This window comes from Mycobacterium stomatepiae, assembly GCF_010731715.1.
In the GTDB taxonomy this organism is placed as follows: domain Bacteria; phylum Actinomycetota; class Actinomycetes; order Mycobacteriales; family Mycobacteriaceae; genus Mycobacterium; species Mycobacterium stomatepiae.
Map to the genome: position 1 here is coordinate 2,732,867 of NZ_AP022587.1, position 20,115 is coordinate 2,752,981.

The following is a 20,115-nucleotide window of genomic DNA, read 5'->3' on the forward strand; positions in this document are numbered from 1 at the left end:
ATGGCCGGTGATGCGGCCGGGAAGGACCGGACGCGAGGAGCGACCGCCCGCCGTGTTTCCGACGGCGGAGCGGTAAGCGACGCCAGCGCGGCACCGATGGCCAGGATCAGCACCACGACGTCGGGCCAAATGGTGGAGTGGTTCTGCGCCATGTTCCCGAGCACCGCCGCCAGTGCCATGGTTTCGACGGCAACCAGCGTCGAACTCAACGCGATCAGTGTGCCGCGGTGCGTCTCCTCGGCGACCACGCTGAGCCACGAGATCGCCTCGCGGCGAAGACGGCCTGGGCTGCCACCGTCGCCAACAGGAACACCGTGCCGTAGGCCCAGACGTGGGTCCATTGGCCGTAGACCTCGGCACCCAAAGTCAGCGTGGCGGCGGTGACACTGAGCAACGCGCTGCCCAGCATCATGCCGCGCACTCCGAACACGCGATAGACCTTGCGCCACAGCGGCGACCCGAAAACCAGGCCGATGCTGGACAGGATCACCAACACATGCAGGCTGCCGCTGTGGTGCGTGGTACGCAGGGCATAAAAGGTGGTCCCCAGGGTGACCGGACCGAACAACAGGCACGCGATCATGTACCGGCGAAACCACGGCTGCGACCGGGCGATCGCGATGCCCTCCCGATAGGTCTCCCGCATCGACATCCGGGGGGTGGTCGAGGTGGACCGCACCGGCCCGACGAACAGCGCCGCGATGGCCGAGCCCGCCAGCCCGACCGCACCCAGCCACAACAGGTCGCGGCGGTACGCCATCTCGTTGCCGTGGGCCAGCATCGGCACGACGAACAGCGTGACAACGGTGGCCAGCACCGACCCGATGGCGCTCTGGAACAAGAACAGCTCGCCGCGCCGCGCCCCGGACAGCTTGCTGGAAACCATATCGGGGTAGGCGACACCGGCGATTCCGAGCAGAACTCCGGCCGCCGCGCAGGTCAGCAGAAACACCACCGCGGTGGGGGCGCCGTGCCAGGGAACCAGTGCGTCGCACAGGGTCAGGGCGGCCACGCTGGCCGCGATCACGGCCAGCAGCCGGTGCCGCATCCGGCCCACTCGCTGCAGCACCAGCGGCGTCACCGAATTTCCGACGATATCGCCGAGGCAGAAGGCCGGAAAGAGCAGCGCGGCCACCCAGGTCAGACCCTGGTGTGCGCAGATCAACGGCAAGATCACGGTGCCATTGCTGAGCTGCATGCCCGCGGTGTAGAAAGTGCCCTGCGAAAGCAGCCGCCCGAACACGCGCGGCTGTGCCGCGGGGGCTGGCAGCAGTGTGACGGGCATAACAACAGAATCTAAGGTCGGTGACGAATGAATAACATCCTCCGATCGGACGCCGCGGGTGGAATTCCTTGTCCCCCCGTCGGAGGACACGCCCCGCGGCGTTGACCGCCAATGCCTGCCTGTGGCACCGTCTTGCGGATGACAGAAGCCCTGCATCGGGTGCCGATCGCTTGAGAGGTCCGCGCATCGGCCTCACCGGCGCCAGCGTGGGCCTCATCTACGGATACGACCTGTCCATCATCGCCGGCGCGCAGCTGTTCATCACCGAAGATTTCGCACTCTCCACCTCCCAACAAGAACTTCTCACGACGATGGCGGTGATCGGCCAGATCGCCGGAGCGCTCGGTGCCGGCGTGCTCGCCAATGCGATCGGCCGAAAACGATCGATCATGCTGATCCTGGGCGCTTACGCGGCGTTCGCGCTGCTGGGCGCATTCTCGGCGTCACTGCCGATGCTGCTGACGGCACGACTGTTGCTGGGTGTGACCATCGGCGTGATGGTGGTGGTCGTCCCGGTATACATAGCGGAATCGGCGCCCGCAGCGGTGCGCGGTGCGCTGCTGACCGCCTACCAACTGACGATCGTCTCCGGGCTCATCGTCGGCTACCTCGTCGGCTACCTGCTGGCCGATACCCACAGCTGGCGCTTGATGCTGGGGCTGGCCGCCGTGCCGGTGATGTTGTTGCTGCCGTTGGTGATTCGGCTGCCCGACACGGCACGGTGGTATTTGCTGAAGGGACGGGTCGACGACGCCCGGCGCGTGTTGCTGCGCGTGGAGCCCGCCGGCAACGCCGACGAGGAGCTCGCCGGGATCGGCCTCGCGTTGAGCGAAGGCTCCCCCGGTTTCAAAGGCGCCATCTCCGAGATGCTGCGACCACCGTACTTGCGGGCCACCATGTTCGTGATCGCGCTCGGCTTCCTGCTGCAGATCACCGGGATCAACGCGATCATCTACTACAGCCCCCGGATATTCGAGGCGATGGGATTCACCGGAAATTTCGCACTGCTGGGCCTGCCGGCCTTGGTTCAGGTAGCCGGCCTGGCAGCCGTGGGCGCCGCGTTGACACTGGTCGACCGGGTCGGCAGACGCCCAATCCTGTTGTGCGGCATCGCCATGATGATCGTGGCCGACATCGTGCTGACGGCGGTGTTCGGCCGGGGCATCGGCGGCGCGGCCCTCGGGTTCGCCGGCATCCTGTTGTACATCGTCGGCTACACCCTCGGTTTCGGTTCCCTGGGCTGGGTCTACGCCAGCGAGAGCTTCCCCACCCGGCTGCGGTCCATCGGGTCGAGCGTCATGCTGACCTCCAACCTGGTTGGTAACGCGATCGTCGCGGCGATTTTCCTGACCATGCTGCATACCCTCGGCGGCGCTGGCACCTTCGCGGTGTTCGGGGTGCTGGCCGTGGTGGCTTTCGGCTTCGTGTATCGGTATGCGCCGGAGACCAAGGGACGCCAGCTCGAGGAGATCCGGCACTTCTGGGAAAACGGCGGCCGCTGTTCGGACCCGTGCCGCTGATCCGCGCGGACGCCATCGTCCTCGATGGCCAGGTCTGCCGGCCGGGATGGCTGGAGATCGCCGGTGCACGGATCGCCGCCTGCGGGTCCGGCGCCCCGCCCGGGCAGCCCGACCGGGATTTCCTGGATTGCCTTGTGGTGCCCGGATTTATCGACATGCACGTACACGGAGGTGGCGGCAACTCGTACCTGGAGGCCGAACAGATCGCCGGAGCGGCGCTGTTCCACCGGCGCCACGGCACCACCACGACGCTGGCCAGTCTGGTCACCGCCGCGCCCGACGAGCTGATCGCGGGGGTGCGGGCGCTGGCCGACGCCACCCGATTCGGCGTCGTCGCCGGCATCCACCTGGAGGGGCCGTGGCTGTCCGTGGCACGCTGCGGGGCACACGATCCGGCCCAGCTGCGCGATCCCGAGCCCGCCGAGGTCGACGACGTCCTGGCCGCCGGCGATGGCACGATCCGGATGGTCACCCTGGCACCGGAGCGACCGGGAAGCAGCGAGGCGATCCGGCGCTTCGTGGACGCGGGTGTCGTTGTCGCCCTGGGACATACCGACGCGACCTATGAGCGGACCCAACAGGCGATCGCCCTGGGCGCCAGGGTCGGCACGCACCTGTTCAACGCGATGCGGCCGCTGCACCATCGCGAGCCCGGACCGGCGCTCGCGCTGCTGGAAAGCCCCGACGTGACCGTCGAGCTGATCCCCGACGGCGTCCACCTACACCCCGCCGCGGTGCACGCGGTGGTCCGGGCGGTCGGGCCCGACCGGGTCGCCGTCATCACCGACGCGATCGCCGCGGCCGGCCGCGAGGACGGCAGCTATCAGCTCGGGGCGGTGCAGGTCGACGTGGCGGCCGGGGTGGCCCGGGTGCATGCGACGTCGACGATCGCGGGCAGCACCGCCACGATGGACCAGCTGTTCCGCACGGTTTCGCGGCTCGGCCCGGACGCCGATGCCGCACTCGCCGCAGCGGTGCAGATGACCTCGACGACCCCGGCGCGGGCGCTGGGCCTGCGGGAGGTGGGCGCCCTGCAGGTCGGCTACGACGCCAATCTTGTTGTGCTGGACCGCGAGTTGCGGGTTACGGCCGTGATGGCGCAGGGCGCCTGGCGCTAACGCCGCCAGCGGGTCAGGCGGGAAAGGGCCAGCGCGCCAACGGCTCCCATCGCCATCGCGGTGAGCGTCTGCCGGGTGCTGATCCCCTCGTCCAGCAGGATCCGCGGCGCGATGATTGCGGGCGCCGGCGGCGGGGCGTACTTACTGCGCGGATCGTTGGAAAGCGTGGCGGCCCAGGCGGTAGCGAAGAGCACGAGATACCCGGTGATGTAGGAGAACACCATCAAGCCCAGCACCGGCCCGAACGTCGCGCCCGCCGGACTGCGCAACACGACCCGCAGGTAGATCGAGGCCACCTGTTTGAACAGCTCGAAGCCGATCGCCGCGAGCAGGCCGGCCCGCGCCGAGTCGGCGAGGCTGACCCGGTGTCGCGGCAGCCGGCCGATCATCCAGGTGAACAGCATCCACGACACCAGCAGCGACACCAATATCGAAAGACCCCGGAAGAGCTCGCCGAAGATCGAGAAATCCGGCACACCAGCCCATTTCAGCACCGCGCGCATCGGCGCCGCGTGCCCGAGTGCGGTGAGCGCGATGGTCGCGACGATGACCACGAACGTCCCCAACATCGCGACCAGATCGGACAGCTTCCCGCGCACGAAGCCCGGCGACTGTGGTGGCTCGTCCCACCACATCTCGGTTACGGCCCCGCGCATATGGGACATCCAGCCGAGACCGGCCCACGCCGAGGCGGCCAGGCCGATCACGCCGACCGACGTGCGCGCGTTGATCGCCGAATTCATCAAGTCGACCAGCTGCCGCCCGAGCTCGCCCGCGACCGCGTCGCGGATGTGGTCGTCGATGCTGGCGAGCAGTCTGGGATCCTGGGCCAGCATGAAGCCGACGACCGCGAAACTGACCATCAGCAAAGGGAATAGCGCGAAGATCGTGTAGTACGTCAGGCCGGCCGCCAAGAAGCCGCCGTTGCGCTCGTCGAAATGTTTGTAGGCGCGTAGCACGTGATCGAGCCATCCGAACCGGGCCCGCAACCGGTCAAGGATCCCTGGCTTGGCCGGCTCGTCCATGGTGAACGCACTACCTCCGTTGCGGTAGAAACCCCAGCCGATCGTAGACCCGCTGGACCGTTTTTCCGGCCACATCGTCGGCGCGCTCCGCGCCGTCCGCCAGCACGGCCTCCAATTCGGCCAGATCCGCGGTCAATTCGTCGACTCGGGCCTTGATCGGCGCGACGAATTCGACGACGGCTTCGGCGGTCTCCTTTTTCAAATCTCCGTATCCGCGTCCGGAGTAGCCGTCGACGAGCTTGTCGATACCGACTCCGGTGACCGCGGACTGGATGGTCAGCAGGTTCGAAACGCCCGGCTTGGCCTCGATGTCGAACCGGATCTCGCGCTCACTGTCAGTGACGGCCGAGCGAATCTTCTTGGCAGACAACGCCGGATCGTCGAGTAGGTTGATCAGGCCGGCATCGGTGGCCGCTGATTTGCTCATCTTCGACGTCGGGTCGGTCAAGTCGTAGATCTTGGCGGTGGCCTTGGGAATGAACATATCGGGGACGACGAACGTGTCCGGGAAGCGGCTGTTGAACCGCTCCGCGATGTCGCGGGCCAGCTCGAGATGCTGGCGCTGGTCCTCGCCCACGGGAACCAGATCGGTGTCGTACGCCAGCACGTCGGCGGCCTGCAACACCGGATAGGTGAACAGCCCGACGGTGGTGGAGTCAGTACCCTGCCGCTGCGACTTGTCCTTGAACTGCGTCATCCGGGCCGCCTGCCCGAAGCCGGTGAAGCAACCCAGCACCCACGCCAACTGCGTATGGGCGGGCACGTGGCTTTGCACGAAGACGGTGCTGCGGGCCGGGTCGATTCCCAGCGCCAGGTACTGCGCGGCGGTGACCAGGGTCCGGCGTCGCAGCGCCTCGGGATCCTGCGCGACGGTGATCGCGTGCAGGTCGACCACGCAGAAAAACGCGTCGCGGTCGTCTTGCAGCGCGACCCACTGGGTGACCGCGCCCAGCGCGTTACCGAGGTGAAGAGAATCAGACGTGGGCTGCACGCCGGAAAAAATCCGGCCGGGTCCGGTAGCGGTGCTCATGATGTTCCGATCTTTTCATGCGGCCCCGGCATCGTTCGACACGCTGTTTCGGTACCGCCGGTACTGGGTAAAGTCGAGGGCATGACGACTCGCACGCCGATCCACCAGGGCTCTGGGGAGCCGGTTCTGCTGCTGCACCCGTTCCTGCTATCCCAGGCGGTGTGGGACGACGTGGCGCGGCGGCTGGCCGACAGCGGCCGCTACGAGGTGTTCGCCCCGACCATGGCCGGTCACAACGGCGGTCGGTACGCCGGCACCTGGCTGCTCAGCTCGGCGGTGCTGGCCGACCACGTCGAGCGCCAGATGGACGAACTGGGCTGGGAGACCGCCCACATCGTGGGCAATTCGCTGGGCGGCTGGGTCGCGTTCGAGCTGGAGCGGCGCGGTCGGGCGCGCAGCATCACCGGCATCGCACCGGCGGGCGGATGGGCACGCTGGACCCCGGGCAAATTCCAGGTGATCTTAAAGTTCATCGCCCTGATGCCGGTCTTGTTGGCGGCCCGGCTGCTCGGACAACGGGCCCTGCGGCTGCCGTTCAGCCGTCAGCTGGCCACCCTGCCGCTGAGCGCGACGTCGGACGGGATCAGCGAGCGCCAGTTGTCCGGCATCATCGACGACGCCGCGCACTGCCCGGCCTACTTCCAGCTGATGGTCAAGGCGCTGCTGCAGCCCGGGCTCCTGGAGTTGGCCGAGACGGCCGTTCCGGCCCACCTGGTGCTGTGCGAGAAGGATCGAATTTTCCCCCCCAGGCGGTTCAGCGGGCATTTCACCGACTTCCTGCCCAAGGGGACGAGGGTGGCGACGCTCGACGGCGTCGGGCACGTCCCGATGCTCGAGGCGCCCGAGCGCCTGGCCGACGTGATCGGCGACTTCCTCGACAAGTGCACCAACGGCGACGCGAGCCACCGGGCGTCCACCGGCTAGCTGGCGAGCGCCTTCTGCAGGTTCTCGGCGATCGAGCCGAGGAACTCCTCGCTCTGCTGCCATTTCTGATCGGGGCCGATCAGAATGGCGAGGTCCTTGGTCATCTTCTCGCTCTCGACGGTGGCGATGACGACGGATTCCAGCGTCTGCGCGAAGTCGATGACCTCGGGCGTGTTGTCCAGCTTGCCGCGGTGCGCCAGACCGCGCGTCCAGGCGAAGATCGAGGCGATCGGGTTCGTCGACGTCGGCTTGCCGGCCTGATACTGCCGGAAGTGCCGGGTGACGGTGCCGTGAGCGGCCTCGGCCTCGACGGTCTTGCCGTCAGCCGTCATCAGCACCGAGGTCATCAGTCCCAGCGAGCCGTAGCCCTGCGCGACGAGGTCCGACTGGACGTCGCCGTCATAGTTCTTGCAGGCCCACACGTAGCCGCCCTCCCACTTCAGGCAGGCGGCCACCATGTCGTCGATCAGCCGGTGCTCGTAGGTCAGGCCCTCCGCCTCGAACTTGTCCTTGAACTCCTCGTCGTAGATGCGCTGGAATTCGTCTTTGAACATGCCGTCGTAGGACTTGAGGATGGTGTTCTTGGTGGACAGGTAGACCGGCCACTTGGCGTTCAAGCCGTACGCCAGCGAGGCGCGGGCGAAATCCCGGATGGAGTCCTTGAAGTTGTACATCCCCATCGCGACACCGCCGTGCTCGGGGATGTCTATCATCTCGTGCACGATCGGCTCACCGCCGTCGGCAGGCGTGAAAGTTATTGCGACAGTGCCGGGTTTGTCGACCTTGAAGTTCGTGGATCGGTACTGATCGCCGAATGCGTGACGGCCGATGACGATCGGCTTGGTCCAGCCCGGAACCAGTCGGGGCACGTTCGAGATCACAATCGGCTCGCGGAAGATGGTGCCGCCCAGGATGTTTCGGATCGTCCCGTTCGGCGAGAGCCACATCTTCTTCAGGTTGAACTCGGAGACGCGCGCCTCGTCGGGGGTGATCGTCGCGCACTTGACGCCCACGCCGTGCTTCTTTATCGCATACGCCGCGTCGATCGTCACCTGGTCGTCGGTGCGGTCGCGGTGCTCGATCCCCAGGTCGTAGTAGTCCAGGTTGATGTCGAGGTGCGGCAGGATCAGCATGTCCTTGATCAGCTTCCAGATGACACGCGTCATCTCGTCACCGTCAAGCTCGACTACGGGGCCCTGAACTTTGATCTTGGACATCGGTGTCCTCCCACGGGCTTAGTCCTGCGAAGCCGCAAGCGCCTCATTGAACGTCTTGCTCGGCCGCATCACTGCAGTCGTTTTCTCGCTGTCCGGCTGATAGTAGCCGCCGATGTCGACCGTTTCGCCCTGCACCTCGGCCATTTCGGCCACGATGGCTTCCTCATTCTCGCTCAACGAATCGGCCAGCGCGGCAAAGCGGTTCCGCAACTCTTCGTCGTCGTTTTGCGCGGCGAGTTCCTGGGCCCAGTACAACGCCAGATAGAACTGGCTGCCGCGGTTGTCGAGTTCACCGGTCTTGCGCGACGGACTCTTGTTGTTGTCCAACAACTTACCGATCGCGGCGTCCAGCGTCTTGGCCAGTATCTTGGCACGCTCATTGTCGGTCTTGATCCCCAGGTCTTCAAAACACGCTCCGAGAGCGAGGAATTCGCCGAGCGAATCCCAGCGCAGGTGGTTCTCCTCGACGAGCTGGTGGACGTGCTTGGGTGCCGAACCGCCCGCGCCGGTTTCGTACATTCCGCCGCCGGCCATCAACGGCACGATGGACAGCATCTTGGCGCTGGTACCCAGCTCCAGGATCGGGAACAGGTCGGTCAGGTAGTCGCGCAGGATGTTTCCGGTAGCCGCGATGGTGTCCTGACCGCGCATCGCTCGCTCGATCGTGTGCCGCATCGCCCGCTCCTGCGACATGATCTGGATGTCGAGGCCCTCGGTGTCGTGGTCGGCCAGGTACGTGTGAACCTTCTTGCGCAATTCGTTCTCGTGCGGACGCTCCTGGTCCAGCCAGAACACCACCGGCATACCCGAGTTGCGCGCCCGGGTCACGGCCAGTTTGACCCAGTCGCGGATCGGTTCGTCCCGAACGATCGGCATGCGCCAGATGTCGCCGGCCTCAACGTTTTGCGTCAGCAGCACGTCGCCGGTGTCGAGGTCGACGATGTTAGCGACGCCGTCCTCCGGGATCTCGAACGTCTTGTCGTGCGAGCCGTACTCTTCGGCCTGCTGCGCCATCAGCCCGACGTTGGGCACGGTACCCATCGTGGTCGGATCGAATTGCCCGTGGGTCTTACAGAAGTTGATGATCTCTTGGTAGATGCGGGCGAAAGTCGACTCCGGGTTGACTGCCTTGGTGTCCTTCTGCCGCCCGTCGGCGCCGTACATCTTGCCGCCGGCCCGGATCATCGCCGGCATCGACGCATCCACGATCACATCGCTGGGCGAGTGAAAGTTGCTGATGCCCTTGGCCGAATCGACCATGGCCAACTCGGGACGGTGTTCGTGGCAGGCGTGCAGATCACGGATGATCTCGTCGTGCTGCGACGCCGGCAGCACCTCGATCTTGTCGTACAGGTCGACCAATCCGTTGTTGACGTTGACGCCGAGTTCGTCGAACAGCGCCTGATGCTTAGCGAAGGCGTCCTTGTAGAAGACCTTCACGGCGTGGCCGAAGACAATCGGGTGGGAGACCTTCATCATCGTCGCCTTGACATGCAGCGAGAACATCACGCCAGTCTTGTAGGCGTCTTCGATCTCTGCTTCGTAGAACTCGCAGAGCGCCTTCTTGCTCATGAACATGCTGTCGATGATGTCGCCGTCGCGCAACGACACCGTGGGCTTGAGCACAATCTTCTTGCCGCTCTTGGTCTCCAGCTCCATCTTCACGCTGCGTCCGCGATCCACCGTCATCGACTTCTCGCCGTGGTAGAAGTCGCCGTGCTTCATGGTCGCGACGTGGGTGCGCGACGCCTGCGACCACTCCCCCATGCTGTGCGGGTGCTTGCGCGCGTACTCCTTGACCGCGTTGGGCGCACGGCGGTCCGAGTTGCCCTGGCGCAGCACCGGGTTGACCGCGCTACCAAGGCATTTCGAATAGCGGTCGCGAATTTCCTTGTCCTCGTCGGTCTTCGGGCTCTGCGGGTAGTCCGGAATCTTGTAGCCCTTGCCTTGCAGCTCCTTGACCGCGGCAACAAGCTGGGGCACCGAGGCGCTGACGTTGGGCAGCTTGATGATGTTGGTGTCGGGGAGCTTGGTCAGCCGGCCCAGCTCGGCCAGGTTGTCGGGCACCCGCTGTTCTTCGGTGAGGTCCTCGGGGAACTCGGCGAGGATGCGAGCGGCCACCGAGATGTCACTGGTCTTGATCTCGATGCCCGCGGGCTCGGCAAACGCCCGCACGATGGGCAGAAACGCGTAGGTCGCCAGCAACGGCGCCTCGTCGGTCAGCGTATAGATGACGGTCGGCTTTTCGGCGCTCACGGACGGTCCCTCTCCCGGTCGATTTTGGGGGGCTCAGCGTTGTCGTTTGCCACGTTATCAAGGGCGTTTAACCAGCTGTCGACCTGGCATTGGCACGGAGTCGGCGCAGTAAGATAGTCTTCGTATTGGTGATGAGCGCCAGCATCAAGCCCCGGCTTGCTGGCCGGCAACCCTCCAACCGCGGTGGGGTGCCCCGGGTGATGACCAGGTTGAGTAGCCAACAGCACCGGCTATCCGGCAAGCGCGGGTCCGCCATGACGGGCCCCTAAGCCAGACAGGGGAAGTTCGCCATGAGCGACGACAACAACACCAGCGACGATCCGTCTACCCACTGGTCTTTCGAAACCAAGCAGATTCACGCCGGTCAGCAGCCCGACGCGGCCACCAACGCGCGTGCCCTGCCCATCTACCAGACCACCTCTTACGTCTTCGACGACACCACCCACGCCGCGGCCTTGTTCGGGCTTGAGGTGCCGGGCAACATCTACACCCGGATCGGCAACCCGACCACCGATGTCGTCGAACAGCGGATCGCCGCGCTCGAGGGCGGCGTCGCGGCACTGTTCCTGAGCTCCGGCCAGGCCGCTGAGACATTCGCCATATTGAATCTCGCGAGTGCTGGAGATCACATCGCCTCCAGCCCGCGGCTGTACGGCGGCACGTACAACCTGCTCCACTATTCGCTGCCCAAGCTCGGCATCGAGGTCAGCTTCGTCGAGGATCCCGACGACCTGGACTCGTGGCAGTCGGCCGTCCGGCCCAACACCAAGGCCTTCTTCGCCGAGACGATCTCCAACCCGCAGATCGACATCCTGGACACCCCGGGGGTCGCCGGGGTTGCCCACGCCAACGGCGTACCGCTGATCGTCGACAACACCATTGCGACGCCGTACCTGATCCAGCCGTTCGCGCAGGGCGCGGACATCGTGGTGCACTCCGCGACCAAGTACCTGGGCGGGCACGGCTCCGCGATCGCCGGGGTCATCGTCGACGGCGGCACGTTCGACTGGACGCAGGGCCGCTTCCCCGGGTTCACCACACCCGACCCCAGCTACCACGGCGTGGTGTTCGCCGAGCTGGGACCGCCCGCGTACGCGCTGAAGGCCCGCGTGCAATTGCTTCGCGATCTCGGATCGGCGGCCTCACCATTCAACGCGTTCCTGGTGGCCCAGGGCCTCGAAACGCTGAGCCTGCGCATCGAACGTCACGTCGCCAATGCGCAACGGGTCGCCGAATTCCTCGAGGGTCACGATGGGGTGGTGTCGGTCAACTACGCGGGGCTGCCCAGCTCGCCGTGGCACGAACGGGCAAAGAAGTTGGCGCCCAAGGGAACCGGCGCCGTGCTGGCGTTCGAGCTGGCCGGCGGAATCGAGGCCGGCAAGGCGTTCGTGAACGCGCTGCAGCTGCACAGCCACGTCGCCAACATCGGCGACGTGCGGTCGCTGGTGATTCACCCGGCGTCGACCACCCACGCCCAGCTATCCCCCGAGGAGCAGCTGAGCACCGGCGTCACGCCGGGACTGGTGCGGCTGGCCGTCGGCATCGAGAACATCGACGACATCCTGGCCGACCTCGAGCTCGGGTTCGCGGCCGTCCCGAAAAGTTCTGACCCGCACTCGGTGGCGGCCTTCTGAGGGACTTGTCATGACGATCTCCGACGTCCCCACCCAAACGCTGCCCGCCGAAGGCGAGGTCGGCCTGGTCGACATCGGCTCGCTGACCACCGAGAGCGGCGCGGTCATCGACAACGTCTGCATCGCCGTGCAGCGCTGGGGCGAACTATCGCCGACGCGCGACAACGTGGTGGTGGTGCTGCACGCGCTCACCGGCGACTCCCACATCACCGGCCCCGCCGGGCCGGGACACCCCACGCCCGGCTGGTGGGACGGCATCGCGGGGCCTGGGGCACCGATCGACACCAACCGCTGGTGCGCGGTCGCCACCAATGTGCTGGGCGGTTGCCGTGGCTCCACCGGGCCGAGTTCGCTTGCCCGAGACGGAAAGCCATGGGGCTCCCGCTTTCCGCTGATCACGGTGCGCGACCAGGTGGAGGCGGACATCGCCGCGCTGGACGCGCTGGGAATAAACCAAGTCGCCGCCGTAGTTGGCGGATCCATGGGCGGCGCACGGGCTTTGGAATGGATGGTGGGACACCCGGAGCGGGTTCGGGCCGGATTGCTGCTGGCGGTCGGGGCGCGTGCCACCGCCGACCAGATCGGCACCCAGACCACCCAGATCGCGGCCATCAAGGCCGACCCGAATTGGCAGGGTGGCGACTACCACGGCACCGGGCGCACGCCGGATGCCGGACTCGCGATCGCGCGGCGCTTTGCCCATCTGACCTATCGCGGCGAGATCGAACTCGACGACAGGTTCGGCAACGACAGCCAGAGCGGCGAGGACCCGTCGGACGGCGGTCGCTACGCCGTGCAGAGCTACCTGGAACACCAGGGCGACAAGATCCTGGCCCGGTTCGACGCCGGCAGTTACGTGATCCTGACGGAGACGCTGAACAGCCACGACGTCGGCCGCGGCCGCGGCGGCGTCGAGAAAGCGCTGCGCCGGTGTCCGGTGCCGGCGGTGGTCGGCGGCATCACCTCCGACCGCCTCTATCCGCTGCGCTTGCAGCATGAGATGGCCGAATTGCTGCCCGGCTGTAACCGCCTCGCGGTTGTCGACTCGCTCTGCGGACATGACGGCTTCCTGGTGGAAACCGAGGCGGTGGGCGAATTGATCCGCGAGACACTGGATTTGGCCTCCGAGACTGTCCCTGCCGAAGGCGCGGGCCGACAGTGACGCGGTCGAGGAGCGAACAATCCCTGTCGTTCGGTTCGGCGGCCGCGGCCTATGAGCGTGGCCGGCCGTCGTATCCGCCCGAAGCCATCGACTGGCTGTTGCCCCGGGGTGCGCGTCAGGTGCTCGATCTGGGCGCGGGTACCGGCAAGCTGACCACCCGGCTGGTAGAACGTGGTCTCGACGTCGTGGCGGTGGACCCGATTCCGGACATGCTCGAAGTGCTGAGCGACTCGCTGCCGGAAACCCGCGCGGTGCTGGGCACCGCCGAGGAGATTCCGTTGGAGGACAACAGCGTCGACGCCGTGCTGGTCGCCCAGGCGTGGCACTGGGTGGACCCGGAACGGGCGATTCCCGAGGTGGCCCGCGTGCTGCGGCCCGGCGGGCGGCTGGGCCTTGTGTGGAACACCCGCGACGAGCGGCTCGGCTGGGTGCGCGAGCTCGGTCAGATCATCGGCAGCGACGGCGACGGCCGCCGTTTCGACGTACTGCTGCCCCCGCCGTTCGCCGAGCCCGAACGCCATCAGGTCGAGTGGACGAATTACATTACGCCACAAGCCTTAATCGATCTGGTGGCCTCGCGCAGCTACTGCATCACGTCGCCGGCCGAGGTCCGCACGCGAACCCTGGACCAGGTGCGCGAACTGCTGGCCACCCATCCGGCGCTGGCCAGTTCGACCGGGTTGGCGATGCCCTACGTCACCGTGTGCATCCGGGCGACACTGGCCGGCTGACGGTCCACGGGGTCGATGCCGTCCGGTGCGATCCGGGCGATCCGCGACTCGATGTCGTAGGGCACGATGATCGCGGTCGCATCCCGGATGCGACTCACCGCGCGGGCCATCTTGTCCGCGGTGCGGTCGTGCAAGAGCCGGCCGAGTAACGGGGCGTAGGTTCGACGCGGCAACAGCACCGTCACCCGGCTGTCCGGATGGTCGGTGAGCACTCGCCAGACCAGCTCGTGCGCGGCCCGGCTCAAGTGCCGATCCGGACAGTTGATCAGCCACAGCGGGGTGTCGTGATCGAAGCGCTCCCAGCGGTCGCGCAGCCGCATCGCACGGTCGGCGTCGATAACGAAGTGCACCGCCGTGAGTTCGTCGGCATGCAGGCCGTATCCCAGGCGCACGGCCTCGACCTCGGCGAGGTCGATGGTGTCCACGAACACCAGCACCTGCAGTCGCGGATGCCGTTCCAGATCGGGGATTTCCGTGTGCGACATCTCCAGGACGGCCGCCTCGTCCCGGTATTTCTGGTTGAGCCGAATCAGCCCCCACACCAGCAGCGGGAAGATGACGACGATCAACCACGCGCCCTCGGTGAACTTGGCCACCGCGAAGATACCCACCACGATCATCGACAAGATCCCCGCCGACAGGTTCACCGCGTACTTGCGCCGCCAGCCGGGCCCACGATGGGTCCGGTGGTGCTTGGCCATGCCGAAGCCGGCCATCGCAAAGCCGGTGAACACCCCGATCGCGAAGAACGGCACCAGCGCGGTCACTTTCGCTTCGGTGATGAGCAGCAGGGTCACCGCCAGCACGGTGAGCGCGATGATGCCGTTGGAGAAGACCAGACGGTGACCGCGCTTGGTCAGCGGGCGCGGCAAAAACCGGTCCTCGGCAACATAACTGGCCAGCGCGGGGAACCCGTTGAAGCTGGTGTTGCAGCCGGTGAACAGAATCGCCGCGGTCGATGCCTGGACCAAGAAGTACAGGATGTTGCCCAACACGCCATGGCCGAACACCGCGCGGGCGATCTCGGACAACATCGACGGGTATTCGTCGAGATACGGGGTGGCGTGGGTGACGTGCGCCAGCCAGGCCACCCCCGCCAGCAGGAACCCGAGGATGCACGTCATCACCGTAAGCACCCGACGGGCGTTGACCCCTTCGGGCTTCTGAAAGACGTCGACGGTATTCGACACGGCCTCGACGCCGGTCAGCGAGGTGCCACCATTGGCGAACGCGCGCAACACAATTAGGATCGTCGCGCCCATCACCAGTCCGCTACCCTGATGCACCGGCACCGCCCCGGCGATGTGTGCTGGATCGTATCTCGGCAATCCCCAAGCAATTTCGCGGATAAACCCGGTCAGGATCGTCGCCGTGATCATGGTGACGAAGGCGTAGGTGGTGATCGCGAACATCCGGCCCGACCGCCGCAGGCCGCGCAGGTTGACCAGTCCGATGAGAACCACTGCGGTCAAGGTGATTTCCAGGTGATAGGGACGTAGCGGAGGAATCGCCGTGACCAGCGCGACCGTCGCGGCAGCGGGCTGCACCGCCACGGTGACGACGTAATCGATCAGCAGCGCCGCCGCGGCGACCTGGGCCACCCGGGGTCCGAAGTTCTCCCGCGCGACCGAGTACGAACCGCCGGCCCGCGTGTAGACCATCACAACCTGACGGTACGACGCCGACACCAGTGCCAGGATGCACAAGATGACCCCGGTAATCGGGAGCAACAGGGCAAACGCGGCCATGCCCGCCGACGGCAGCAGCTCGACCATGATCTGCTCGGGACCATAGGCGGTCGACGAAATGGCGTCGGGCGCAAGTGCGCCGAGCGCGACGGGATTCGACAGCCGTTCGGAATCCAGCTGATCGGTAGTCAGCGGCTTACCGAGAAAGACTTTCTTGCATTTGTCGGTAAACGAGAGCGGTAGTGCGCTCGGGGTCGTCACACGCGGGTCACCTCCGCTATCCGGGACTCGATGTCGTAGGGCAGGATTTGCGCCGCCGCGCCCGGGATCCGGCTGACAGCACGGGCGATCTTGTCCGCCGTGCGGTCGTGCAGCAGCCGGCCCACCAGCGGCGCATAGGTCCGGCGCGGCAACAGCACGGTCACCTGGGTGCCCGGGTGGTCGTCGAGCACCCCAAGAATCAACTCGTGCGCGGCCCGCGCCAGGTGACGGTCGGGGCAATCAACCACGCGCAGCGGGGTGTCGTGCTCGAACCGGTCCCACCGCTGCCGCAATCGCTCGGCACTCGCGACGTCGAGCATGAAATGGACCGCGGTCAGGTCATCGGCATGCAGCCCGTTGCCGTAGCGCAAGGCCTCCACTTCCGCGAGGTCAACCGAATCCACGAACACCAGAACCCGATGCCGGGTGTATCGGTCCAACACGGGCTGCTCCGTGTGCGACATCTCCAGGACGGCGGCCTCGGCGCGGTACTTTGCGTTGAGCCGCATCAGGGCGAAGACCAGCACCGGGAAGACGATGACGATCAGCCACGCGCCCTCGGTGAACTTGGCCACCGCGAAGATGCCCACCACGACCGTCGACAAGATCCCCGCCGACAGGTTGACCAGTACTTTGCCCCGCCAGCCCGGCTCCCGGTGATTCAGATAGTGCTTGGTCATTCCGTAGCCGGCCATCGAGAATCCGGTGAATACCCCGATCGCGTAGAACGGCACCAGCGCGTCGACGGAGCCACCGGTGATGACGAGCAATGCCACCGCGAGTGCGGCCAGGGTGATGATGCCGTTGGAGAAGACCAGACGATGGCCGCGCTTCATCAGCGGACGCGGCAGGAATCGGTCCTCGGCCACGAAGCTGGCCAGCGCGGGGAATCCGTTGAAGCTGGTGTTGCCGCCCGTGTAGAGGATCGCCGCGGTCGACGCCTGCAACACGAAGTACAGGACTTTGCCGACGACCCCGTCGCCGAACACGGCGCGCGCGATCTCGGAGAGCATCGACGGGTATCCGTCCACGTACGGCGTCGCGTGGGTGACATGAGTCAACCAGGCCACACCCGCCAGCAGGAACGCGAGGATGCATGCCATCACCGTCATCACCTTGCGGGCATTGATGCCCTCGGGCGGACGGAGGCTGTTGACCGTGTTGGAGATGGCTTCCACCCCGGTCAGTGAGGAGCCGCCGTTGGCAAAGGCCCGCAGCACGATCAGGATGGTCGCGCCCATGATCAGCCCGTTGCCGTGATGGACCGTCACCGCACCGGCGATGTGTTGGGGGTCGTAGACCGGCAGGTTGCCCAGGAATTCTCGGATCACGCCTACGACGATGGTCAGCGCGACCATGGCCGAGAAGGCGTAGGTGGGCAGCGCGAAACGCACCCCGGCCTCCTTCAACCCACGCAGGTTCATGAAGCACATCACCAAGACGACGCCGACGGTGATCTCGAGGCTGTAGGGGCCCAACATCGGTATCGCCGAGACCACGGCCACCGTCCCGGCCGCGCATTGCACGGCCACGGTCACCACGTAGTCGATGAGCAGCGAGGCGGCAGCAATCTGGGCGACGCGGGGGCCGAAGTTCTCGCGGGCAACCACGTACGACCCGCCGGAGCGCGTGTAGACCATCACGACCTGGCGGTACGACGCGGCCACCAACACCAGGATCAACAGGATGACGCCGGTGATCGGAAGCAACAACGCAAACGCGGCCATGCCAGCCGCCGGCAACAGTTCGATCATGATCTGCTCGGAGCCATAGGCGGTCGAGGAGATCGCGTCCGGCGACAAGACACCGAGCGCAACGGGATTCGACAATCTCTCATGCTGCAGCTCGTCGGTGATCAAGGGCTTTCCGAGAAAGCCGCGCTTACAGACGTCGGAGAACGACGACCATGCTCGCCGTTCGTCAGCCACCGACTCGTCAGCCAAAGACATTGTCACAAGCCATATCCCTTACCCCGGTGCTCCAATTCCGGCAAAAGCCTAACTCGTCCATAACACTCTGTCTCTCCCCCTAAAGCGGCGCAAAACCCGAGAGCCGGGGAAAGCCACAGAATGTTGCCAGCAAAATTGGCAGCACATTCGTAGGTGGTCACGTTGCCGTAACAAAGAAACCCGTGGCCGGCGCCAAAACACCACGTCGGAGGCTGGCAATCCTGTGAATACGCCCCTCTCATCCAAAGCCGTTGTGAATTCAGCCACTTGTCAATCAGCGCGCGTGGCGCAGGCGCGATTGCCGCGCCCGCAACCCGCCGGAGGCCCCGGCGGTCGTCAAATGCACTGCCTTACAGGCATTTTGGCTCCGCATGGGCGCCGAATTAGTCAAGAGCATTGAGTTCAGCTGCAGCTCAGAGCAATTCACAGGCTGTTACGATCGGTCCAAATCATCGCCCGGGCGGGCCAGTGTAATTACAGCTGTCAGCAGGAATCAAGGAGTCGAACCGTATGAGCCAGTGCGTCATCGTCAGCGGCGACGATGCACTGGCGTCGACGATCGTCGAGGAGTTGAAAAGAGCGGGCGCGAGCGTTGCCAGACTCCTCGACGCTGAACTCGCCGGCGCCCGCGTCAAGACCGAACTGAACCGTGCCGGCGTCGCCCACGCGGCGGCGGTGGTGTGCGCGGGTGACGACGATGCGACCAACCTCGAGATCGCCCTGTTGGCGCGAAAAGCCAATCCCGACATCCGCATCGTGGCACGGGTAGCCAACGACGTGCTGCGTGAGGCGGTTGCCGTCGATGAAGGGCCCAGCGCGATACTCGGTGTGGCCGACCTCGCGGCGCCCGCGGTGGTTGAGGCATGCCTGGCACGTACCACGCACCCGTTCGAGGCCGCCGGTATTCACTTCGTCGTCTTCGGCGCCGAGGTGCCCTACGACGCGACGCTGCGCGAAATCCACGGCGACTTGGCGCCGGTTGCGATAGTCAAGGGCGAGAACACCTTCAATCCCGGCGAGGTCGTGGTATGCCCCGGGCGTGACCTGCGCGTCAACGCCGGTGACTGGACGGTGATGATCGGCACCACGGCGGAATTGGCGGCCTGCGGCGTCAAGGCCCCGAGCCAGGAGCGCACGCGGTCACGCCAGTCCCGGCTGCGGCGCCTGCTCGTCGCGGCGCGCGCGCTGGCCAGCGATGTCAACCCCGCGTTCTACCCTATGATCGTCGCGCTGGGCGTACTGATCATCGGCTCAACGATGTTGTTGCACTTCTCTTACACCCACCCGGGGATGTCGTGGGTCGATGCGTTCTACTTCACCAACGAAACGATCACTACGACCGGCTACGGCGACTTCAGTTTCGCAAGTCAGCCCACGTGGCTGCGGATCTATGCCGCCGTGTTGATGTTGGGCGGCGTGACCACCACCGCGCTGCTGGTCGCCTTTGTCGCGGATGTGATGTTGTCCCGACGGTTCGTGTGGTCGTCCGGACGCCCGCGGGCACGACACCTGCGCAATCACGTCATCGTCGTCGGGCTCAGCGCGCTCGGTATCCGGGTCGTCACCGACCTGACAACGGACGGTTACGACGTCGCGGTTATCGAGCGCGACCAGAACAATCCGTTCCTTTCGAGCGCGGCCGAGCTCGACGTGCCAGTTATCTTCGGGGACGCGACGTTACGTCAGACGCTGGAAGCGGCTCGGGTCGATACCGCCCGCGCGGTGGCGGTGCTGACCCGTGACGACATGGTCAACATCGAGAGTGGGATCGTGCTGCGCGAGATGCTGACGTCTCAGCCGGTGCCGGGCGGAAATCGGTGGGGTGAGGTTCCGCTGGTGCTGCGAGTCTACGACCATGACCTCGGATCCGCGGTGGCGCAACGGTTCGGTTTCGAAAACGTGCGTTCGACCGTGGAACTGGCCGCACCGTGGTTCATCGGCGCCGCCATGGGACTGCAAGTGCTGGGCACGTTTTCGGTCGGAAGCCGATCGTTCATGGTCGGCGGAATGCACGTCCAGGCAGGCAGCGAGCTCGACGGCCTGCAGATGTTCGAGGTGTCGACACAGACCCGGGTCATCGCGATCACCCGGGAGGACGCCCCGGTTCAGCTACACCCGCGCCGCGACGCCCGACTAAGCGCCGGCGACACCGTCTATCTCGTCGGCCCGTACCGAGAGCTACTGGCCACACTGCACAAGGGGCAGCCGTCAAGAACCGGCGGCGATCTGCCCGAAGATCAACGCCCGGACGAAGGCTACGAGGTCAAGCGCCAATCCGCATAGGCGCGGAGTCCTTCGATTTCGGGGGAAGTCGA

The 20,115-nt window shown here is 65.9% G+C and carries 11 protein-coding genes, 3 pseudogenes and 1 riboswitch; of the genes and pseudogenes, 7 read left to right on the forward strand and 7 right to left on the reverse strand.

The window, feature by feature from the left end; translation table 11 throughout:
* Positions 1-2 precede the first annotated feature (2 nt).
* Positions 3-1,285, reverse strand: a pseudogene (locus G6N54_RS12810) (MFS transporter); the annotation flags it as partial.
* Between the two features lie 170 nt (positions 1,286-1,455).
* Between G6N54_RS12810 and G6N54_RS12815 the strand changes: the two are divergent.
* A complete protein-coding gene (locus tag G6N54_RS12815) occupies positions 1,456-2,805 on the forward strand; it encodes a sugar porter family MFS transporter (protein ID WP_163790472.1) in 1,350 nt (449 codons plus the stop codon).
* Complete coding sequence (nagA, locus tag G6N54_RS12820) at positions 2,796-3,923, forward strand: N-acetylglucosamine-6-phosphate deacetylase (RefSeq protein WP_163790473.1); 1,128 nt, start codon at positions 2,796-2,798, stop codon at positions 3,921-3,923. The genes G6N54_RS12815 and nagA overlap by 10 nt, the downstream gene beginning before the upstream one ends.
* On the opposite strand, the gene yhjD is transcribed toward nagA, so the two are convergent.
* Both yhjD and trpS read right to left on the reverse strand, forming a co-directional pair.
* Entirely contained in the window at positions 3,920-4,948 is a 1,029-nt protein-coding gene (yhjD, locus tag G6N54_RS12825; RefSeq protein WP_163790474.1) for an inner membrane protein YhjD, read from the reverse strand. The genes nagA and yhjD overlap by 4 nt on opposite strands.
* Positions 4,949-4,958: 10 nt before the next feature.
* Positions 4,959-5,978, reverse strand: coding sequence for a tryptophan--tRNA ligase (gene trpS, locus G6N54_RS12830; RefSeq protein ID WP_163790475.1), 1,020 nt, complete (start codon positions 5,976-5,978; stop codon positions 4,959-4,961).
* Between the two features lie 126 nt (positions 5,979-6,104).
* Between trpS and G6N54_RS12835 the strand changes: the two genes are divergently transcribed.
* Positions 6,105-6,902, forward strand: a complete 798-nt coding sequence (locus G6N54_RS12835; protein ID WP_163794705.1) for an alpha/beta fold hydrolase — start codon at positions 6,105-6,107, stop codon at positions 6,900-6,902.
* On the opposite strand, the gene G6N54_RS12840 is transcribed toward G6N54_RS12835, so the two are convergent.
* Together G6N54_RS12840 and G6N54_RS12845 are read right to left on the reverse strand one after the other, a co-directional pair.
* Positions 6,899-8,119 carry an NADP-dependent isocitrate dehydrogenase gene (locus G6N54_RS12840; protein WP_163790476.1) on the reverse strand — a complete coding sequence of 407 codons (1,221 nt, stop codon included), beginning with the start codon at positions 8,117-8,119 and terminating at the stop codon, positions 6,899-6,901. The genes G6N54_RS12835 and G6N54_RS12840 overlap by 4 nt on opposite strands.
* Positions 8,120-8,137: 18 nt before the next feature.
* Positions 8,138-10,375: an NADP-dependent isocitrate dehydrogenase gene (locus G6N54_RS12845; RefSeq protein WP_163790477.1), complete on the reverse strand. Its 2,238-nt coding sequence runs from the start codon at positions 10,373-10,375 to the stop codon at positions 8,138-8,140.
* A gap of 127 nt (positions 10,376-10,502) precedes the next feature.
* Positions 10,503-10,625, forward strand: a riboswitch (SAM riboswitch).
* Between the two features lie 40 nt (positions 10,626-10,665).
* On the opposite strand from G6N54_RS12845, the gene G6N54_RS12850 reads away from it, so the two are divergent.
* The 3 genes from G6N54_RS12850 to G6N54_RS12860 are packed head-to-tail and all read left to right on the forward strand — an operon-like array spanning position 10,666 to position 13,902.
* Complete coding sequence (locus tag G6N54_RS12850; protein ID WP_163790478.1) at positions 10,666-12,009, forward strand: bifunctional o-acetylhomoserine/o-acetylserine sulfhydrylase; 1,344 nt, start codon at positions 10,666-10,668, stop codon at positions 12,007-12,009.
* Between the two features lie 10 nt (positions 12,010-12,019).
* Positions 12,020-13,171, forward strand: a complete 1,152-nt coding sequence (metX, locus tag G6N54_RS12855; RefSeq protein ID WP_163790479.1) for a homoserine O-acetyltransferase MetX — start codon at positions 12,020-12,022, stop codon at positions 13,169-13,171.
* Positions 13,168-13,902 carry a class I SAM-dependent methyltransferase gene (locus G6N54_RS12860; protein ID WP_163790480.1) on the forward strand — a complete coding sequence of 245 codons (735 nt, stop codon included), beginning with the start codon at positions 13,168-13,170 and terminating at the stop codon, positions 13,900-13,902. Before metX ends, G6N54_RS12860 begins: the two co-directional genes overlap by 4 nt.
* A gap of 20 nt (positions 13,903-13,922) precedes the next feature.
* Here the strand turns inward: G6N54_RS12860 and G6N54_RS12865 are convergent.
* Positions 13,923-15,851 (reverse strand): annotated as a pseudogene (locus G6N54_RS12865) (APC family permease); the annotation flags it as partial.
* Between the two features lie 11 nt (positions 15,852-15,862).
* A pseudogene (locus tag G6N54_RS12870) lies at positions 15,863-17,800 on the reverse strand (APC family permease); the annotation flags it as partial.
* Positions 17,801-18,310: 510 nt separating this feature from the next.
* Between G6N54_RS12870 and G6N54_RS12875 the strand changes: the two are divergent.
* Complete coding sequence (locus G6N54_RS12875; RefSeq protein WP_163790483.1) at positions 18,311-20,083, forward strand: NAD-binding protein; 1,773 nt, start codon at positions 18,311-18,313, stop codon at positions 20,081-20,083.
* Positions 20,084-20,115 lie beyond the last annotated feature (32 nt).

Coding starts and splice junctions, on each gene's coding strand:
- yhjD (WP_163790474.1), bottom strand. CDS start 4,948: ATGGACGAGCCGGCCAAGCCAGGGATCCTTGACCGGTTGCGGGCCCGG.
- trpS (WP_163790475.1), bottom strand. CDS start 5,978: ATGAGCACCGCTACCGGACCCGGCCGGATTTTTTCCGGCGTGCAGCCC.
- G6N54_RS12840 (WP_163790476.1), bottom strand. CDS start 8,119: ATGTCCAAGATCAAAGTTCAGGGCCCCGTAGTCGAGCTTGACGGTGAC.
- G6N54_RS12850 (WP_163790478.1), top strand. CDS start 10,666: ATGAGCGACGACAACAACACCAGCGACGATCCGTCTACCCACTGGTCT.
- metX (WP_163790479.1), top strand. CDS start 12,020: ATGACGATCTCCGACGTCCCCACCCAAACGCTGCCCGCCGAAGGCGAG.
- G6N54_RS12875 (WP_163790483.1), top strand. CDS start 18,311: ATGAGCCAGTGCGTCATCGTCAGCGGCGACGATGCACTGGCGTCGACG.